We start from the raw sequence: 17,971 nt of genomic DNA on the forward strand, positions 1-17,971 counted from the left end.
AGTCTCTAGGTTTAGTTCGCTGCACGCTTACAAGGAAACAATCATAAAGCTGGATGTTTTTAACACATTGGTGTTGATTTGAGAGTGACCCGGTGGCACAGTCCACCGGACACGCCAATCTGGATGTTAAAGGCTTCGTAAATTGTGAGGCTTTATTGGCGTGATGTATCAATGAAAAATGCTATGCCGCGGATAGTTTCTGCTATTTCAGGAAATTGAGATTTTGAAACCTACCGCCCATAAATGCGCACAACACAAAAATACACGCAAGTGTTGAATAACAACAAAAGGAATTATAAATGAACTTCCTAAGCGTACTCTCTATGAGGGGAAAGCAGTTCAATACCATAAGCTCGTTGGCTCTCGTGACAGGTTTAGTCGCCAGCCCAGCTTTTGCAAATTCTGTAGTGGGTAAAGTAACACACTCACTATCAGTATCTGGTTCTGGCAGCGTATATGAAAACAGTACCGTTAGCTGGTCACCTTTGACAGACTACTCAAACCTGAATTTTTCATATGTAAAGTTAGGTATAAAAGCGCCTGGATCGGGTTACAGCTATAGCAACCTGTCCTCCAGTAGCTACTCATTTAGACCAAGCAAAGCAGGTAAATGGTGTTTTATGGTAAGGGGCTGGCATGAAGGCGAATTTGGTCTTTTCAACTCCGAACAATGTATGAACGTGAGCGAATCCATTTCGGGTTTAGTTACACATTCCATGTCCGTCCCCTCTACAGGTAACACCTATAAGAACACTACCATTACCTGGTCTCCATTGCCGGCATTTTCAACAACCGATTTCTCATATGTAAAGTTGGGGATCCGCTCACCGAATGGCAGCTGGCGCTATCCGAATTTTGGCGGAAGTAGCTATACATTCACACCCGATCAAAAGGGTACTTGGTGTTTTAAAGTCCGCGGTGTTTCGGGAGGTACATTTGGCTTGTACAACACTCAAAAGTGTATGACGGCGAATGACTCTGTATCACAGTTTGTCACTCACTCCCTGAATGTCCCTACCAGTGCGGCCTTAAACAATCCGATGAAGATAAGCTGGGCACCTTTACCTGCTTTTTCTGACCGTAACTTCTCTTATGTAAAGCTCGGGACTAAAGCACCAGGGGCGACGTGGAGCTTCAAGAATGTGTCCGCTTCAGATATAAACATTACGCCTAATACAGCAGGTCAATGGTGCTTCCAAATGAGAGGTGTTGCTGACGGCGTATTCAGCTTGTTTACAGCGCAACAATGCGTGAATGTACAAACTTCTGTCAATGGCTTGGTTACTCATGAGGTAACACCCATTCCTGTTGGTGTAGAAGGGGATCCGATGGCTGTTAAATGGTCTGCATTACCTGACTTTGAACACCTTGATTTCTCCTATGTAAAACTATACGTCACACGCCCGAACGGAACAGCTTACCATGACAATTACCCCGAGCATGGCGAGTATCAGTTTAACCCAAATCAACCGGGTAGCTGGTGCTTTAGAGTTCGCGGAAAATATGATGTACTTGGACTATATAGCAATGATGTGTGTACCAAAGTAAAACATCGAAATATGCTGTTTGACGGAGAATTCACACATGCTACCAGTACAGATTTGTCGCCTTTTAACAGCCACCAGACTTATCACATCGGAGACTGGAATATTGTTGATGTAAATGGTGACAAAAAAATTCGTTTTACAACCCCGGTATTGAGCGAGCAATTGAATGATCCGGTTACCTACGAGCTTGACTCATATCAGCAGTTTTATGACTACTGCACGGGTGCTCAAACCCCGTACGCTAACTTTAAGTCTTTCCGGTGTATAAAGTCAGAAATTACGTTTGGCCGTGACAATTATGAAGACGGCGCTGATGTAAGTGCAGGTGCCACAAGCTGGTATGCATATGAGTTTACGATTGACAAAATGCTCTCCAAAGAAGAGTGTATATCGAAAAAATCTAATCATTGCTATGTATTTATATCTCAGTTTCATACGACCAGCGCACACCCCCATTTATCTCCCAATAATGCGGTCTTGTTGAGATATACTGACGATAGTTTTAGCGACATCAGTCTGAACATCAATACAAAGGTTGACTGCGATAATCCAGCTTTAACCGGCACTTCTTATTGTAACGATCCAAAACCTTATTGCGCTGAAAGAGATGAAGACGAAAATTGTATTTTAGTCAGGAAATACCAGCAGCACAAAATGGGCAGTCTGTCCGGTTTAAGAGAAGGCGAAACGTATTTAATCAAAATGAAAATTAAATGGGATACGGGGCTGAATGGCCGAGTAACGTCTTATATTAAACGACCGGAAGAAGCCGACTTTGTACAGTTTGGTGATCAACAAAACATCCAGACTTTGCCCGAAAACATACCTCTGGTAGTACAAACCGGGATGTACTGGGGCGGATTAGACCCAAGGATTCTATTTCCGAATGGAGATAATGGTTCTCCAATGACGGTAACCTTAGATAAAATCCAGATGGTGAGAGATGCATGCCATCTCCCTGACATTTTCAAAAGCCAGTCTGAGTTAAGCAGCTGTCATTAATAGGTGTGTTTGTCATCATTAAAAAAATAGTGAGTCAGAAAAGCACAAAGGCATAAGCCATTGTGCTTTTCATTGTCTTGGTCAAAGTAAGGAGTACATTTGAATGAATCACTCCAACAGCAAATATTTGTCCAAGCAGCCGTAAGCTCACTATACTTCGCACAATTGCCCTGATACAGGCCCGCATGGGCTGCTCTTTAGGTGATAACCAGTTACAGTTATCCTGCGCTGAATTTCGTGATATCGCTTAGTACAGGCGATACGGGTAACTAACGATGCCTGCCACTCATTAAACGCATTGAGTTTTCCCTGCGGGATACTTTGCTTATAGCCCAAAAACGCGCGGTGTGTTTTTCCAGCTACACTATCAAAATGTACCAACAGGCTTTGCTATTTGACCAACCGATTGTCACCCAGCCACAATAGTGCTTGCTTGTGATTTGTGTATATCGCCAATCAGGTTTCAATTCCAGTGCTAAATTTTCAGCATACCAGAGCCAATCAAGCCCAAAGCGGCATACAAAAACCATCAGCTGTAATGTCCGGTAATGGTAAGTTTTTTAAACTTCTCTAGAGTAAAGAGATACCGTCTCGATATTGAAAGGAATAGTTATGTCCCCCTTTAAGCTTTCGCTGATAACAGCAGCCCTAACAACCCTCTTGGCCTGCTCTGCTGAGCCTACTGGCTCAATCTCTGAGTCAGGCAGTAATGCAGGTCAGGCATCTAGTCAGGATCCCTTATTTTGTCCGGCCAATATAAACTGGGTAACCAACCCCAATAATCCACCCAGTGAAATTCCGGGTGGTGGAGAAAACTTGTGTCAATTTTATCAGTTCTCCTGGCAGTGGTTTATTTCCTTGGTGAATGCGCCAGATGGCAATGAGCGTACCTTTTTAAATGAGGAGCGTTATCGCATATTCCTCGGTGGTGGTCAGGATTCCTGTGCGCCCAATACATTGCAATCAAAATTGTTTGTCAGGGGTGACAAGGACCCCCATACCACAAGCGAAGACTTTAATGCGCCCCATGAGATGAACCAGGCGTTAAACAATGCCGTATTATACGACCAAAATGGCAACGTTGTATTATACGAAACCCGGTTTGATAGTGGTATGTGTGATGTAGCTCAGGGCTCATCAACGCTGCCAGCAGGTACAACTGAGATTAAAACTTCCTGGCGTAAGATCAGTGAAAAAGACATACCTAATTATGTTTGGATCAGATCAGACACCAACAACAATGGAGAGCTGGATGCCGATGAACTATATGGCATGGTAGGCTTTCACTTAGTAATTAGCACCCCAGAACACCCTGAATTTATCTGGGCTACCTTTGAGCACAAATACAATGCGCCAGATTGTCAAAAGGCCAACCAGCCCATCTCAGGCTGGAGCTTTGCCAGCGAGCAATGTACCGCCTCATTGCCTACGCCAGATGCTAACTGTGAATTCAACAAAACCTTAGATCCTGACAAGAAAGGTGATTCACCACTAACGGGCACGCCTACTGAAGTCTGTCAGGTTTACGCACAAGGTACGGCTGAGGGCGACAACCAGGCCGAGCATAACAGAGCTAATATCATCTCACTCAATGAGCAACTGAGTAAAGTGTTTAAGCGCATGCCTACCTACAATTCGCTGCGTGTGCTCGCAAAGTATGAACTGGTGGGTGGGCTCTGGTTGAACGATGTCACTCAACCCTCAAGCAACCGCGACAATCAGCGCGGCTCCATTCAGCTAGCCAACACCACCATGGAAACCAACGCACAACAGGGACGTAAGTTCAATGAAGTGATCTATACGGGTCCACACAACTTGACTCCTGCGACAAACTGCTTTGATTGCCACGCTTATTCAGGCCCCACCAAAAACGCTGGTGTTAGCCATATTTTTACTTCTATACATGGCTCAACCAAATAACGCCCAAAGTCAGTGATAACCTGAGTCGTTCAGGTTATCACTATGAAGCCAAAATAATTGCAAAAATATGTATTAACCCTGCGTTTTATCTGTGTTTAAGCTGCGATTTTAAGTCTAAAATAAGTGTAATATTAGTAATATCCGATGAGGAAAATCATGATTGAACAAGGGCAAGCTTTACCAAAGGCGACATTAAGTGAATTGACTTCAGATGGCATGGTCACACATCACAGCGACGTGTTATTTGCAGATAAAAAAGTTGTCTTGTTTGCACTACCTGGCGCATTTACACCGACCTGCTCTGCAGCCCATTTACCTGGTTACGTCGCTCTGGCCGACAAAATCAAAGCCAAAGGTGTCGATATCATAGCGTGTGTGTCTGTAAATGATGCATTTGTAATGAAAGCCTGGGGAGAGGCGCATAATGCCAGCGAAATTATGATGCTCGGTGACGGCGATGCCAGCTTTACCAAAGCTCTGGGGCTTGAAATGAACACTGAAGGGTTTGGTGGGATCCGCTCACAGCGCTATGCCATGATAATCGACAATGGTTTAGTGACAGAGCTTCTGGTTGAAGCACCGAAAACCTTTGAGATTAGTAAAGCAGAAGTGCTCCTTGAAAAATTGTAATTTACAATGACAAGTCCTGAGGGAGTGCCGACACTCTCTCTGTATTCCCACCTGTTATCCTTTTTTACTTTCCCACCATATTAAAACACAATAAGCTTATTCAAAAAGCTAGGAAAATAACTACGTGTCACAACTGTGTGGATCATTGATGACAGTCATGCTCTCTACTTTCGATAAATGGCGCGCATTTCAGCACGCTTCACTCACAAGTCTGGCAGCGTAATAATCAAAGTCCAGACTCTACAGGCTTACCTAATGCAAATTAACATTGAACACGGTTGGGATATCATACACAATCAAACCATTGCGCAAATTTACGACAATGCGTTTGGTGCAAAGCTTACCCGTGCAATCCCAGACAAAGCAAAACGGCTCAACTTGCTCGAACATTGTTTTATGCCAGAATATTCCTTTGTTGCTTTCGATAATGGCCAGCCAGTCGGAGTCGCAGGCTTTAGTGACCAAAATGGCGCGCTCACAGCGGGCATCGAATTTACAGGATTATTCCGTCACCTTGGCATTCTTGGGGGAATGCGTGCTTGCGCTATTCTTAGTTTATACGAGCGCAAGCCACAATCACGAGAGTTAGTGATGGACGGCATCGCGATTAACGAATCACATCGCAGCAGAGGCATCGGCACTCAGTTACTGGACAGTATTATCAGTTATGCACAGGCACATCACTATTCATCAGTCCGTCTGGATGTGATCAACAGTAACCCCAGAGCGAAAAAATTGTATGAAACGAAAGGTTTTATTGCAGTTAAAACAGACTACTTTCCATATCTGAACTGGTTACTCGGCTTTTCAGGGTCAACCACCATGCAGTTAACCCTGTAGCTAAGTACAGAAACGACCCGCCTTTTTAATAACTGCGAGCTCATCTTATTTCAAACAACCTCAGAGGCCAACTATCTCCCGTAATGCAGCAACATGCCCTCTATAAGCGGCTTCTCCCTGTACAGTCAAAGCAAGCCAAGTGCGCTGACGTGCAAAGTTGGTCCTTTTATTGACTCTGAGATAGCCAGCCTGCTCAAGGGCTTTGACGTGCTTAGATAAAACCGAATCGCTGACCTCCAGCTGTGCCTTTACTAAAGAAAACTCCATTTCCGCTATGCTTTCGAGTAATGCGCAGATCTGCAAACGGTTATGTGCATGGATCAGTGGATCAAAACAAATATCAGCCATTGCCTTTATCCTGTGATATCCACTCCCCCGTGGGAAGCTTATGCAACACAGCAGAGCTCAGCATACCAATCACAAACCCAGCGACGTACGCAAAATGCCAGTAACCCTGTTGAGTAAAATAGTGGCTCAGTAACACGATAAGTGCACTCGTAAAAGCCAGCGCAATATTGTGAGCTCTAGCTTGAGAGTTAGAAGTCATGATTTTTGCTTTTATCCCCACGCCTTTAAGATAAAAAGACCAACTCATTACCAGTATAATTATTGTACTTACAGAAACGAAAGTTACGAAAGTCCACATACTACTCTGACTTGCCTGGGCACTCGCCGCAGTTGCAAGTGCAGCTAACACACTTATTAACCCATTGAGCCAAACAGGTGGACTGAATTTCAACAGAGAAAACCTTTTGCCTTCGCAGACATCGCCAACAGAGCTTCAGCTGATTCTACCCCTACCTTGCTTTCTTTATTCATTGTCATGCCTTTACTTTCCAATATGGAAAGTAAAGGCATGCAGCAGGAAAGTGAACAAATATCACTCTGCTTTATTCAAAATCGCAGTGCGGCGCGTCGAATGGTAAATATCAGTAGTTGGATAGTATTTTGATACCTGAATGGAAAATTATTGAACGCCGATAAGGGATAACAGCTGCTCACCCGCCATAATGGCATTACTCTCCCCGGCAAATACATTATCCGTTTTACGCTCAATGAACACCTCATTCAGCCAGCTACTGATGTCCTTGTTAAACATCAGTAAAAATTCAATGGGAAAAGACGGATCTGTTGCCTGGATGTCCAAACGCTCTGCGACCTCATCAATCATCAAAGCACCATCATTAAACTCAATGCAAAAGTACAGTGTGTTTGCCAGCTCTTTATATAGCCGCGCCACATTTTTAAACCGGACTTCAGAGTATCCATTGAGCTCTATAAGTCCCGTTTCTGATTCCAGCTCATTGAGGGCTCCGACAATAGACTCCACATCTTCTTCTTCAATTGGGCTGTCCGCCCAAAAGTCTACAGCAGTCAGCGCTTGCTTGTTCAACCGCTTATCAGCGCCACTTTCTGCTGGTTCATCTAGATCAAAAAACAACTCATCAAAACTGTTCTCATCAGGCTCCTGATAAGGAAAGGCTTCGTGAAATAGCTCAACATTGTCTTTCAAGTGCAATCTGCCATTTAACAACTTAGCACTTCTTTTTAGCGCTTTGAGCACTGAATCGGAGTCTTGTCCAAAGTGATTGCCCTGACGCGCTGAATCCAGATAAAACTGTTTGAACACGTCAGTTGATTCACGTATTTGCCTGACCAGACGGCGCATGTTCGTCAGGTCTTTTTGCAAAGAGATATAATGAGTGACCTCTCCTGCCTCATTGGTTATTGCCGAGATATTCCATTCTACCGGATACATTGAGCCGTCTTTTCGATAGTTGACCGAAGACCCATAGAAATAGCCGTTTTCCTCCAGGGCCGGGCTCAACCTGGCCAGGACTCTGCGATTACTTTTTGGCCCCTGCAAAATGGCCGTTGACTTGCCTATCAGCTCAGCCAGGTCATAGCCTGTATGGCGGCAAAACACCCGGTTTGCATACACAATTCGATACCCGTGGTTACGATCCGCATCTGTGACAACTATGGCGTGCTGTGAGCGCATCAATATTTGTTTGAGTAATTCAATTGGCGAAGAATTCTCAAGCAACTGACCAAAAAACAAGGTTTCTTCCATCGAGGGATCATTGGTATTCATTGGCAACTCAACTCATATTCGACCATAACGACGCTCTGCCCGACTGATAACAGCAAGGGGTATACGCATCAAACTGTGTGAGTTTAACTATAGTGCAAATTACCGAATACCATGATTTTTCTGTTCTGCATCAAATTAATTTTTCTGGGGCAACACGCCTCTCGTCGCTAAGCCACCCCAGTTGTCATCAGTCACTGCGTTTTGCAAAACTGAATGCCCGCTCGGCCTCGAGCTTACCGCTTTGGTCATGGGGAGTGGTGTAAAAAGACACATTCAGCTTATCCTGGTCATTATCCAGTTCAATGTGTGCAAATCCCCAAATAAAGCTTTTAGACCACACCAAATCATATTCCGGATAGCGCTTTTCCTGTTGCTGGGCAAACGGTGTATGGGTGCCGCGCATTTTTGCAGCGGCCCCGCTGATTATCAGGGGCAGTTTAGGTTTGGAATTGCCGGGCATAACGCGACTACAATCATCCGTTAACAGCTCCAGATCATGTTCGTGACCCGCAATGTAGGCATCTGCATATTGACATAACTCTGGCAAAATCAGCCGTCTCAACACATGGCCTTCATCATATTTAGTGCCACCTATCGACCATAATATGTGATGCCCGTACACCAGTTTCCACTTTGCTTTGGAGTTTTTAAGGCCATTGGCCAGCCAAGCTAATTGCCGGTGATCTTCACCATTAACTGGCTCTTCATGACGCTCAATATCTTCTACCTCAGCCTGTCCAGCAGCCAGAGCACTTGCCAACCCCTGTTCGCTGCCGTCCGGTCGTAACGGGATCTCGTAGTAGTGTTGGCCCGAAAGCAGCATATTGGTATCGAGTACAAACAGTTCGACATCATTACCCGGCTCACCTATGGTGTAGCTGTAGTAACCTCGCTCAGACATAGTAAAGTTTGGTTGACTTGCCATCCATTCAGTTTGCAGCTTGACCCCTTTACGTGAAGTTTTCCAGTCGTGGTTGCCCAGAGCAGAATACACAACTAACTCTGGTTGCTGCGCAAATAACGGCTGCAACGGTTTTAGGATCAGATCGTTCATGCGTTGTTGATCGTCTTTACCATCATTTGCGCCGGCACCATCAGGGTAAATATTATCGCCCAGTTGAATGGCAAAATCGCACTGTTTTAGCTGGCACAAGGTCGCCATCGCCTTACCCGTTGCTATCGCGCCGGTCTGCTCGGTGGCAATGTCCGTGTCAGGGTAAACATAAACGGGGGCATGATTAAACTCACTCATCGGACGATGCTCTTCGAGCCAATCCGCTTTTTCAGCAGCGATAAATTGCGCCTTATTTTTAGGCTTCTGAATATGTTTTACTTTGGGATAATCAGGGTGATAACCCCCATCACCAAACGCCAGGAAAGAAATATTGGCCGACATCACAGGGCTCGATATTAATAAAGAAGTGCTGAGGTAGGAAAATACAATTCGTTTTAAAGTCATAATTTAAATGTGCCGGGCAACCCGGCACGCTCCAACAAGGATTAGAATGAGGTGTAGGTAAAGCCCAATTCGAATGAACGACCATATTGTTCATACTGGAAGTTATATTTTTGCTCACCGTGATAAATGTAGAGTGGTTCATCCGTCAGATTGACGGCGTTAAAGTACATCTGCATTTGCTCATTGAAGTAGTATTTAACGCTCAAATCTAACTGCATGTGGTCATCCTGGTACACACGTGCATCATTCTCGGTGCTCAGATAAGCTTTGCTTTTGTAGTTACCACTCAGGCGCGCACTTAAGGTGTCGTCTTCATATCCAAGCATCAGGTTTGCCACGGTATCCGACTGGCGAGTCAACTTGTCATCTGCGTCAATTAAGGTGGTATTAGCTGAAAACATCAGGCCATTTTTGAAGTTTTTGCTGTAAGCCAGTTCAATACCTGTTAAGTCTGCCTCACCACCGTTTACGAATTGCATGACCTTTTTATAGCCCGTCCACTGTGCCTGATCCTGCACTTCCTGCTCAGTGATAAAGTTATCGATTTGCTTGTGGAATAAACCAGCAGACATAACGCCAATACTGCCTGTGTAGTATTCAATGGATAAATCCAGGTTCTTAGACTCATACGGGTCCAAGTTCGGATTACCAACTTCACCTTCTCGCTCTGTCACCACCTGACCATCGTCTTCGTCCGTTTCACTTTCGAGTAGTTGGTAGGCTGCTGCCTCTTCGAATCCCGGGCGTGCAATGGTTTGGGTATAAGCAAATCGTGAAATCAGATCGTCGTCCAGCTCGTAGCGCAGAGTCAGATTTGGTAGAAGATGATCGTAGGATTTCTCAACTTCCCAGGGGGTGATATTGACTTGCTCAGTGTCTGCTAATTTATCTTTTTCCAGTGACACCTGATAACCCCGCGTGGTGTATTCAGTATCTTCGTACCGTACACCGGTGATCAGGTTTAGTTTACCAAAATCAATGTTGACCATGGCATACAACGCACTGACTGTTTCTTCGGAGCGATAGCTGCGGCCCTTTGACTCGATATCGGTTTCCTGATCGTTTCGCTCAAATGCTGCCTTATTTTGCGTAAAGTAGGCTTGCAATCCGGACTCAGATAAACCCGGACCAAAGTCGCCCAGGTCATACTCTGGTGCACCCGCTTTAAATTGCTCTGCCGTCACATCATCAAACCCTCCGTCGTATACCACAGCGTTGACTGAGTTCAGCTTCTCACGGTCGCGGTATTTAGCGCCAAACTTAAGTTCAGCGTTATGTCCAGCGATAACCAGATCTTTACTCAGATCCAATTTAAAGCTGGTTGCTTCGTCTTCGCTCAGGTTATTTTCATGAACGATTTCGTCGAGTTCAAAGTGGCTTGGTTGATGCGCAGCACCACTACGGGACAAAATCGGGGTGTCCCCCAGGCTGGCATAACCCAGGGTCAAATCTTCCCCGGTAAACGCAATATCCAATCGATCAGGCTCTTGCTCATCTGATTTTGAATAAACCAGACTGTATTCTACAAACCAGTCTTTGATCAGGTGCTCACCACCAGCGACCACTGACAAAATACTTTGTTCCTCGTAGCGATCTTTGCTGTCCCGGTCCATTTCAGCACCGCTAAAGTACGCCATTGCATTACCTGATTGCTCGCTTAAATAATTGCCTTTATCGAACTTGTATTCATTGCGCAGACGGAACTCATCGTCCGAGAATTCACTGTACATGGTTCTCAGATAGTACTTATTGAACAATCCCTGATGCAGATCCAAATTCAGGGCCGCCCCAAGGCGCTCTCGGGTGATGGTATAGTGGCGCTGTTCAATTTCCTCAGCACCAAAAAAAGTTACTTCTTCGCCAGAATTGGCATCTTCCATTTCCAGCTCCATCCAGCCGCCATCGGTTTCCATATTATGTGAGCCAAACTTACGTTCAAACCAGGATACCGCCGTCGCTACGCCCAGCTGAGTCTGACTGCTGATGTCATAAATATCACTGTAGCTTACGGACAGTTTGGGACTGCTTTTTTCAACTTGTTCATTGTAAGCACCCTGAACATTAAAACTGTAGCTTTCCCCTTCACGGTCAAATGCGCTCAGGCTTTTCACTTCGATACTGCCACCAATCGCATTAGCATCCATATCTGGGGTGACTGTTTTGCTCACCTCCAGACTCTGAATAATTTCACTTGGCAACACGTCCATTGCTACGCTACGCACACCCCCTTCAGGAGACGGTACAGCCGCCCCATTGATAGTTACATTGTTGAGATTAGGATCAATTCCCCGGATCCCAACAAAACGCCCTTCACCCTGATCTCGGTCGATGAACAAACCCGGCAGACGTTGCAATGCCTCGGCCGCGTTCTGATCTGGTAACTGTCCTATGCTGTCTGCACTGACGATGGACTTGATACCATCCGCATTTTTCTGCCGGTTCAATGCGCCTGCTTGCCCGGCGCGTTGTCCTTTAACGATTATGTTATCCATTTCCCCTTGGTAGGCGCTAAGCTGAACCCGGGTTTTGGTCACTTCATTGTCTTTGATCACCACTTGTTTAGTGACAGATTGCGCGCCGATATAGCGCACTTCAAGCGTATAGGTTCCGGCTGGCAGATTGATGAATCTGAACTCACCATTGCGCTCAGAGCTGACTTCACGTCCCAGCTCCTTAATCATAATTTTAGCCCCTTCAAAGCGGGCTTTGTTTTGCTGATCTGTCAGTTCACCTTGCAACGTATTAGCGAGTGCTGGTGCACTCATCGCGCCAAGTGCTAAAGCAACGCCTGCACAGGCCTTGGAAATCACGGAAGGTAGATTATTTTTCATATTTTTTCTCGCACAGGAAGAGTCGTTTATAAAATCCGCGAAGACCTTAACCGTGCTCAATGACCGAATTATTGCAATCCCTGTGGGTACAGCCTCTATTCAATCGCAAAGTGGGCCCTTGGAAGCTATTTTGAGCTAAAATGTCCCCTCCTCAGGCTTTAACCTGCTGCCATTTATGAAAAAAGCTAAATTCTTCTGCGCGCCAAAACACTTCCATGAGCTATTTTAACCCGGTAAGAAAATTGCCCAGTTATTCGCTATGCTGCAACCATGGTTCGCTTACTACATGATCGCTGTCAATTTTGCTTAGAGTAACTGACTAATGGTAAGCAGTGCGCAGCACCTCATCATTGCGATTTGATAAATACCGCAGGGTTCCGAAAATAAAGTGAAAGCTAATAACTGCTAGATTTATTTTGCTTCTATTGCGTGTTAAGGATGGGCAATCAGGTTTGATGAACAGTAAATATGAAAAAAGCCGCGGCACTATCGTACTCACGGCTTTAACAACCAGAATTTGTTTTTACAAAGCTTGTTCGAGCTGAGGTAAGACGTCGAACAGATCCGCGACCAGGCCGTAATCAGCCACCTGGAAGATAGGTGCTTCCGCATCTTTATTGATGGCAACGATGACTTTTGAATCTTTCATGCCTGCAAGGTGCTGAATTGCTCCGCTAATACCAACAGCAATGTACAGGTCTGGTGCAACAATTTTACCTGTCTGACCTACCTGCATATCATTAGGTACGAATCCGGCGTCAACAGCCGCACGAGATGCACCAATAGCTGCACCTAATTTGTCGGCAATTCCGTTAAGCAATGAGAAGTTTTCACCATTTTGCATACCACGACCTCCGGAGATAACCACAGGGGCCGCCGTCAGCTCAGGACGCTCTGATTCTGTTTGTTCAACACCGACAAAACTACTTTGGGTATTTTCAACCGAAGTGGTCAATGTCTCGACAGCGACAGGCGCTTGCTCACCAGCTACATCAAACGCGCTGGCACGAACCGTAATAATCTTCTGCGCTTCCAGTGATTTAACTGTCGCAATAGCGTTACCCGCGTAGATCGGGCGCATAAAGGTGTCGGCATCAACGACCCCAACGATCTCAGAAATCTGCGATTTGTCCAGTAAAGCAGCGACGCGCGGCATGATGTTTTTCCCTGTGGTTGAAGCCGCAGCCAGAATATGACTGTAACCATCTACCAGGGTGATCACCAGATCAGCGGTACTTTCTGCTAGTTGATGATCCAGTACACTGTCATCAGCCAACTTTACCGCCGTTACACCGGCAATTTGTGCAGCAGCCTCTGCAACAGGACCCACATTATTACCCGCAACCAGAACATGAATTTCAGCGCCAAGCTGGCTAGCTGCATGAACTACTTTTGCCGTTTCAGGCTTTAATACACCATTTTCGTGTTCAGCAATGACAAGTACGCTCATGAGATCACCTTAGCTTCAGTTTTTAATTTATTGACCAGTTCTTCTACGCTCTCAACAATGATGCCCGCTTCACGCTTGGCAGGCTCTTCCACCCGTACAAGTTCAATACGTGGCGCAAGGTCAACACCCAGCGTGTCTGCTGCGATAACATCAAGCGGTTTGCGTTTTGCTTTCATGATATTTGGCAAAGAGGCGTAGCGAGGCTCATTCAAACGCAGATCAGTGGTTACAACCGCAGGTAAGTTCAAGGCCACTGTTTGCAGACCACCATCTACTTCTCGGGTCACAACGGCTTTACCATCTGCAATCTCAACATTAGATGCAAAGGTTCCCTGAGGACGCTTCGTTAATGCTGCTAACATCTGACCAGTTTGATTGTTGTCAGAATCGATAGACTGCTTACCCAAAATAACCAATTCAGGGCTTTCCTGCTCTACCAGCTTTGCCAGAAGTTTAGCTATATGAAGGGATTCAAGTTTTGCATCCGTTTCAATATGAATTGCTTTGTCAGCACCCAAAGCCAGCGCAGTGCGTAGCTGTTCCTGACAGGCTTTGTCACCGATTGAAACAGCGATCACTTCGTTTGCTTTACCTGCTTCTTTTAAGCGAATGGCTTCTTCTACCGCGATCTCACAGAACGGGTTCATTGCCATTTTTACATTGGTCAGATCAACATCGCTGTTGTCGGCCTTGACTCTTGCCTTGACATTGTAGTCAATCACGCGTTTGATTGGCACAAGTACTTTCATGGTTACTCCATCATCTGGTTATTCTATGGGCTGACGTATACGTCAACAAAACAATTTAATGAATCCAGACTACTTCCTGTTGACGTAAACGTCAACCTAAAATAACCTTAGCTTAACCTTAACAAAACTAAAGCCTCGTTTTAGTTAAACTACCGTCAATCTATGTGAGGTAAAAATGGTCGAACGCGAAACCATGGAATTTGATGTCGTGATTGTTGGCGCGGGCCCTGCGGGCCTGTCGTGTGCGATCCGACTTGCGCAACAGGCACAGGAAAAACAACAAGAACTGATGATCTGTGTCGTTGAGAAAGGCTCTGAGGTCGGAGCACATATATTGTCTGGTGCTGTCTTTGAAACTAAAGCGCTGGATGAATTAATCCCGGATTGGGCCGAAAAGAACGCCCCTGTCACCACAAAAGTTACCGAGGACGAAATCTACCTATTTAAAGATCAGGACAAAGCCACCAACATCCCGCACTTTGCGGTCCCTAAAACGTTTAAAAACGACGGCAATTATATTGTCTCTATGGGTAATGTCTGCCGCTGGCTGGCAGAACAGGCTGAACAACTGGGCGTGGAGGTATTCCCCGGATTCAGCGCTCACTCGCTGATAGTCGAGGGTGATGAGGTGAAAGGTATCATCACCGGTGATATGGGTGTTGGCAAAGATGGCGAGCCAAAAGACAGTTACATGCCCGGTATGGAACTGAGAGCCAAATACACCGTCTTTGCAGAGGGTTGTCGTGGCCACCTGGGCAAACAGCTGAGCAGTCAGTTTGCACTGGATAAAGACGCCACCCCTCAGCACTACGGTATTGGCTTTAAAGAGATCTGGCAAATTGACCCAGCAAAACATCAGGAAGGTAAAGTTGTTCATGGTACGGGCTGGCCACTCGATAACGAAACCCACGGTGGTTCGTTTATGTATCATGCTGAGAATAATCAAGTCGTGATCGGGTTGATCATTGATCTGAACTACAAAAATCCATATCTGAGCCCGTTTGACGAGTTTCAGCGCATGAAACATCAGCAAGTCTTTAAAGACACGCTGGAAGGTGGCGAGCGCGTTGCATACGGTGCCCGCGCCATTGCCAAGGGTGGCCTTCATGCGTTACCTAAGATGCACTTTCCGGGGGGTCTGCTAATAGGGTGTGATGCGGGTACGCTGAACTTCGCTAAAATCAAAGGCAACCATACGGCGATGAAATCGGGCATCATTGCCGCAGATACCATTGTGGCGGCACTGGGAGAAGATGCTCATCGTGCTGAGTTAAACGAATTTGCTGATAACTTCAAAAGCAGCTGGCTATATGACGAGCTATATCAATCACGTAACTTTGGCCCGGCCATGCACAAGTTTGGCCGTATCTTAGGCGGTGCTTACAATATGGTTGATCAAAACCTGTTTTCAGGTTCATTGCCATTTACACTCAAAGATACCACGCTGGACCACGCATCTCTTCGACTGGCAAAAGATTCGCATGAAATTAGCTACCCCAAGCCTGACGGCAAGCTGAGTTTTGACAAACTTTCATCGGTGTTTTTATCCAACACCAACCACGAGGAAGAGCAGCCATGCCATCTGCAGCTCAAAGATGTCACCATTCCGATCCAGGTTAATCTTGAGCAGTATGCAGAGCCCGCGCAACGCTATTGCCCGGCTGGCGTCTACGAAGTCAGCGAGACTGAAAGCGGAGATAAGCAATTTGTGATCAATGCACAAAACTGTGTCCACTGTAAGACCTGTGACATCAAAGATCCAAGTCAGAACATCACCTGGATTACTCCAGAAGGTGCCGGCGGCCCCAACTACCCAAATATGTAATCCTACCTGGCAGGTACCACCTACCTGCCTGACACACTCTTTATCCTAAATTGCCGGGGCGAAATGCCCCTTTTTTTCTATACTTAAGCAAACGTTGAGTTAATGAGGTGCCCCATGGCGCAGCAATCGGAAGTCGTGTTTCGCTTTTTAGCAGAGCCAACAGATGTGAACTTTGGTGGAAAAGTGCATGGTGGTGTGGTGATGAAGTGGATAGATCAAGCGGGCTATGCCTGTGCAGCAGGCTGGAGTGGTGCCTACTGTGTTACTGTATCTGTCGCGGGGGTGCGTTTTCACCGCCCTATTCTGGTTGGTCAGATTGTGGAGGTTTCAGCGCGGATTGCACACACCGGCAAAACCAGTATGCAGATATTCATCCAGGTACGCTGCGGCGATCCACAAAAGCAACACATGGTAGAAACCAATCACTGCATAATCAGCTTTATCGCAATGGATCAGGCTGGGTACCCCATTCCGGTTGCCAAGTTTGAAGCAAAAACGAAAGAACAAAAAGCGCTGGAGCAATATGCCATTCAGATGAAGGAAATTGCGATTCAAACAGAGTCTTTATTACAAAACACGCTGGATCAGGGTGACTGATCCAGCGCTTACACAAGCCCTTTAAGGACTAAAACTGATACATTGCACCGATGAAGGCTACGTCCATAGTATCATCGCCAACGAGGGGGCTCTTGCTGATAACATCATCCAGCTCCGTTCTGCTGACACTGCCAATCAGTGTTATCTCAGGCGTGATTTGATAATACGCATTGAGTCCAAAGGTGACGTTTATCGCATTGTCATCAGTCTGATAGGCTGTCCGGCCAACTGATGCGTTGATGTTCTTACCACTTATCCCGTAAACAGTGTTCACATAGTCCGAATCAAGCCAACGTACCTGTGCCTGTGCGGAAATGCCAAACCCGTGGCTGCTCTCATATAATGGAACTTCTGCACTCAGAGCAAAGTTGGTGGCATCTGATTCATCAGACAAATCAGTGTGGCCGGATAAACCAAACCATAAAAACTTTGCCCCGTAATTCAGTACCAGCTCGCCGTCAGGCGCATCGTAGCCTTCAAACACTTTGCTATCAGAGCTGTTGTCTCCAAACAGACTATCATACCCTTCGTTACGGTAGCCCAGACCCGCATAGGCACTGAACACGTCATTAATGTTCAAAAACTGATAGCCAATGGTACTGTCTTCATTAGAAAACCAGTTGCCTTTTTTAATGTCTGCCATCGGGACCAGAGCAAATTCACTCTTACCGCCCTGCCAAGGCAGATCTGCAACCAGCACACCTGCCCCCATTTTTACGTCCCAATCGTCGTTGGCTGGCTCTTCTGCGTGGCTGCATACGCTTGTCATTGCCAGGCACAGGCCAAGCGCTCGTACCACGTTGTGTTTAGTAATCCCGTTCATAATGAGTTCCTTTGTCTCTATAAGTTTGCATTAGCGCTGAGGTATTAATCATCTGAGGGCTTTGGAGGCCTAAGCGGGATGCCTGGCCAACTGCCCCTGAACTTCACGGCTTCATAATGTGCTGAAATAATGCAAAACTCAGTGAGGACCTTGTGAGCAACTGTTACTTTGTACGACATTTCAAAACAATTATTCACATAACC

The 17,971-nt window shown here is 45.9% G+C and carries 14 protein-coding genes; 6 read left to right on the forward strand and 8 right to left on the reverse strand.

The genetic code is table 11. The annotated features are described in order from the left end of the window. Positions 1 to 299 precede the first annotated feature (299 nt). The 4 genes from AT705_RS02955 to AT705_RS02970 all read left to right on the forward strand — a co-directional run bounded on the left by AT705_RS02955 (position 300) and on the right by AT705_RS02970 (position 5,939). The gene (locus AT705_RS02955; RefSeq protein WP_157576641.1) at positions 300 to 2,549 is read left to right on the forward strand and encodes a hypothetical protein; all 2,250 of its coding nucleotides are present in this window, start codon (positions 300 to 302) and stop codon (positions 2,547 to 2,549) included. A gap of 612 nt (positions 2,550 to 3,161) precedes the next feature. Further along, positions 3,162 to 4,469, forward strand: a complete 1,308-nt coding sequence (locus AT705_RS02960; protein ID WP_058795428.1) for a hypothetical protein — start codon at positions 3,162 to 3,164, stop codon at positions 4,467 to 4,469. Between the two features lie 156 nt (positions 4,470 to 4,625). Beyond that, a complete protein-coding gene (locus tag AT705_RS02965) occupies positions 4,626 to 5,099 on the forward strand; it encodes a peroxiredoxin (RefSeq protein WP_058795429.1) in 474 nt (157 codons plus the stop codon). 255 nt (positions 5,100 to 5,354) lie between these two features. Then, positions 5,355 to 5,939 carry a GNAT family N-acetyltransferase gene (locus AT705_RS02970; RefSeq protein WP_058795430.1) on the forward strand — a complete coding sequence of 195 codons (585 nt, stop codon included), beginning with the start codon at positions 5,355 to 5,357 and terminating at the stop codon, positions 5,937 to 5,939. Positions 5,940 to 5,999: 60 nt separating this feature from the next. On the opposite strand, the gene AT705_RS02975 is transcribed toward AT705_RS02970, so the two are convergent. From AT705_RS02975 to AT705_RS03005, 7 genes are all read right to left on the reverse strand, one after another. Beyond that, a complete protein-coding gene (locus AT705_RS02975) occupies positions 6,000 to 6,287 on the reverse strand; it encodes a transcriptional regulator (protein ID WP_058795431.1) in 288 nt (95 codons plus the stop codon). After that, entirely contained in the window at positions 6,280 to 6,486 is a 207-nt protein-coding gene (locus tag AT705_RS02980; protein ID WP_058795432.1) for a hypothetical protein, read from the reverse strand. Before AT705_RS02980 ends, AT705_RS02975 begins: the two co-directional genes overlap by 8 nt. 420 nt (positions 6,487 to 6,906) lie before the next feature. Further along, positions 6,907 to 8,034 carry a PAS domain-containing protein gene (locus AT705_RS02985; protein WP_058795433.1) on the reverse strand — a complete coding sequence of 376 codons (1,128 nt, stop codon included), beginning with the start codon at positions 8,032 to 8,034 and terminating at the stop codon, positions 6,907 to 6,909. A gap of 187 nt (positions 8,035 to 8,221) precedes the next feature. Continuing rightward, positions 8,222 to 9,430 (reverse strand): metallophosphoesterase, encoded by a 1,209-nt coding sequence (locus tag AT705_RS02990; protein ID WP_237113773.1) that lies wholly within the window; start codon positions 9,428 to 9,430, stop codon positions 8,222 to 8,224. A gap of 104 nt (positions 9,431 to 9,534) precedes the next feature. Then, a complete protein-coding gene (locus AT705_RS02995; protein ID WP_058795435.1) occupies positions 9,535 to 12,324 on the reverse strand; it encodes a TonB-dependent receptor in 2,790 nt (929 codons plus the stop codon). Between the two features lie 523 nt (positions 12,325 to 12,847). After that, entirely contained in the window at positions 12,848 to 13,774 is a 927-nt protein-coding gene (locus tag AT705_RS03000; RefSeq protein ID WP_058795436.1) for an electron transfer flavoprotein subunit alpha/FixB family protein, read from the reverse strand. After that, positions 13,771 to 14,523 (reverse strand): electron transfer flavoprotein subunit beta/FixA family protein, encoded by a 753-nt coding sequence (locus AT705_RS03005; RefSeq protein ID WP_058795437.1) that lies wholly within the window; start codon positions 14,521 to 14,523, stop codon positions 13,771 to 13,773. The genes AT705_RS03000 and AT705_RS03005 overlap by 4 nt, the downstream gene beginning before the upstream one ends. 175 nt (positions 14,524 to 14,698) lie before the next feature. Between AT705_RS03005 and AT705_RS03010 the strand changes: the two genes are divergently transcribed. Beyond that, positions 14,699 to 16,348, forward strand: a complete 1,650-nt coding sequence (locus AT705_RS03010) for an electron transfer flavoprotein-ubiquinone oxidoreductase (protein WP_058795438.1) — start codon at positions 14,699 to 14,701, stop codon at positions 16,346 to 16,348. Between the two features lie 114 nt (positions 16,349 to 16,462). Next, positions 16,463 to 16,945 carry an acyl-CoA thioesterase gene (locus tag AT705_RS03015; RefSeq protein ID WP_010384630.1) on the forward strand — a complete coding sequence of 161 codons (483 nt, stop codon included), beginning with the start codon at positions 16,463 to 16,465 and terminating at the stop codon, positions 16,943 to 16,945. 28 nt (positions 16,946 to 16,973) lie between these two features. On the opposite strand, the gene AT705_RS03020 is transcribed toward AT705_RS03015, so the two are convergent. Further along, positions 16,974 to 17,768 (reverse strand): MipA/OmpV family protein, encoded by a 795-nt coding sequence (locus AT705_RS03020; RefSeq protein WP_058795439.1) that lies wholly within the window; start codon positions 17,766 to 17,768, stop codon positions 16,974 to 16,976. Positions 17,769 to 17,971: the final 203 nt, after the last annotated feature.

The organism is Pseudoalteromonas rubra, from assembly GCF_001482385.1.
GTDB lineage: Bacteria > Pseudomonadota > Gammaproteobacteria > Enterobacterales > Alteromonadaceae > Pseudoalteromonas > Pseudoalteromonas ardens.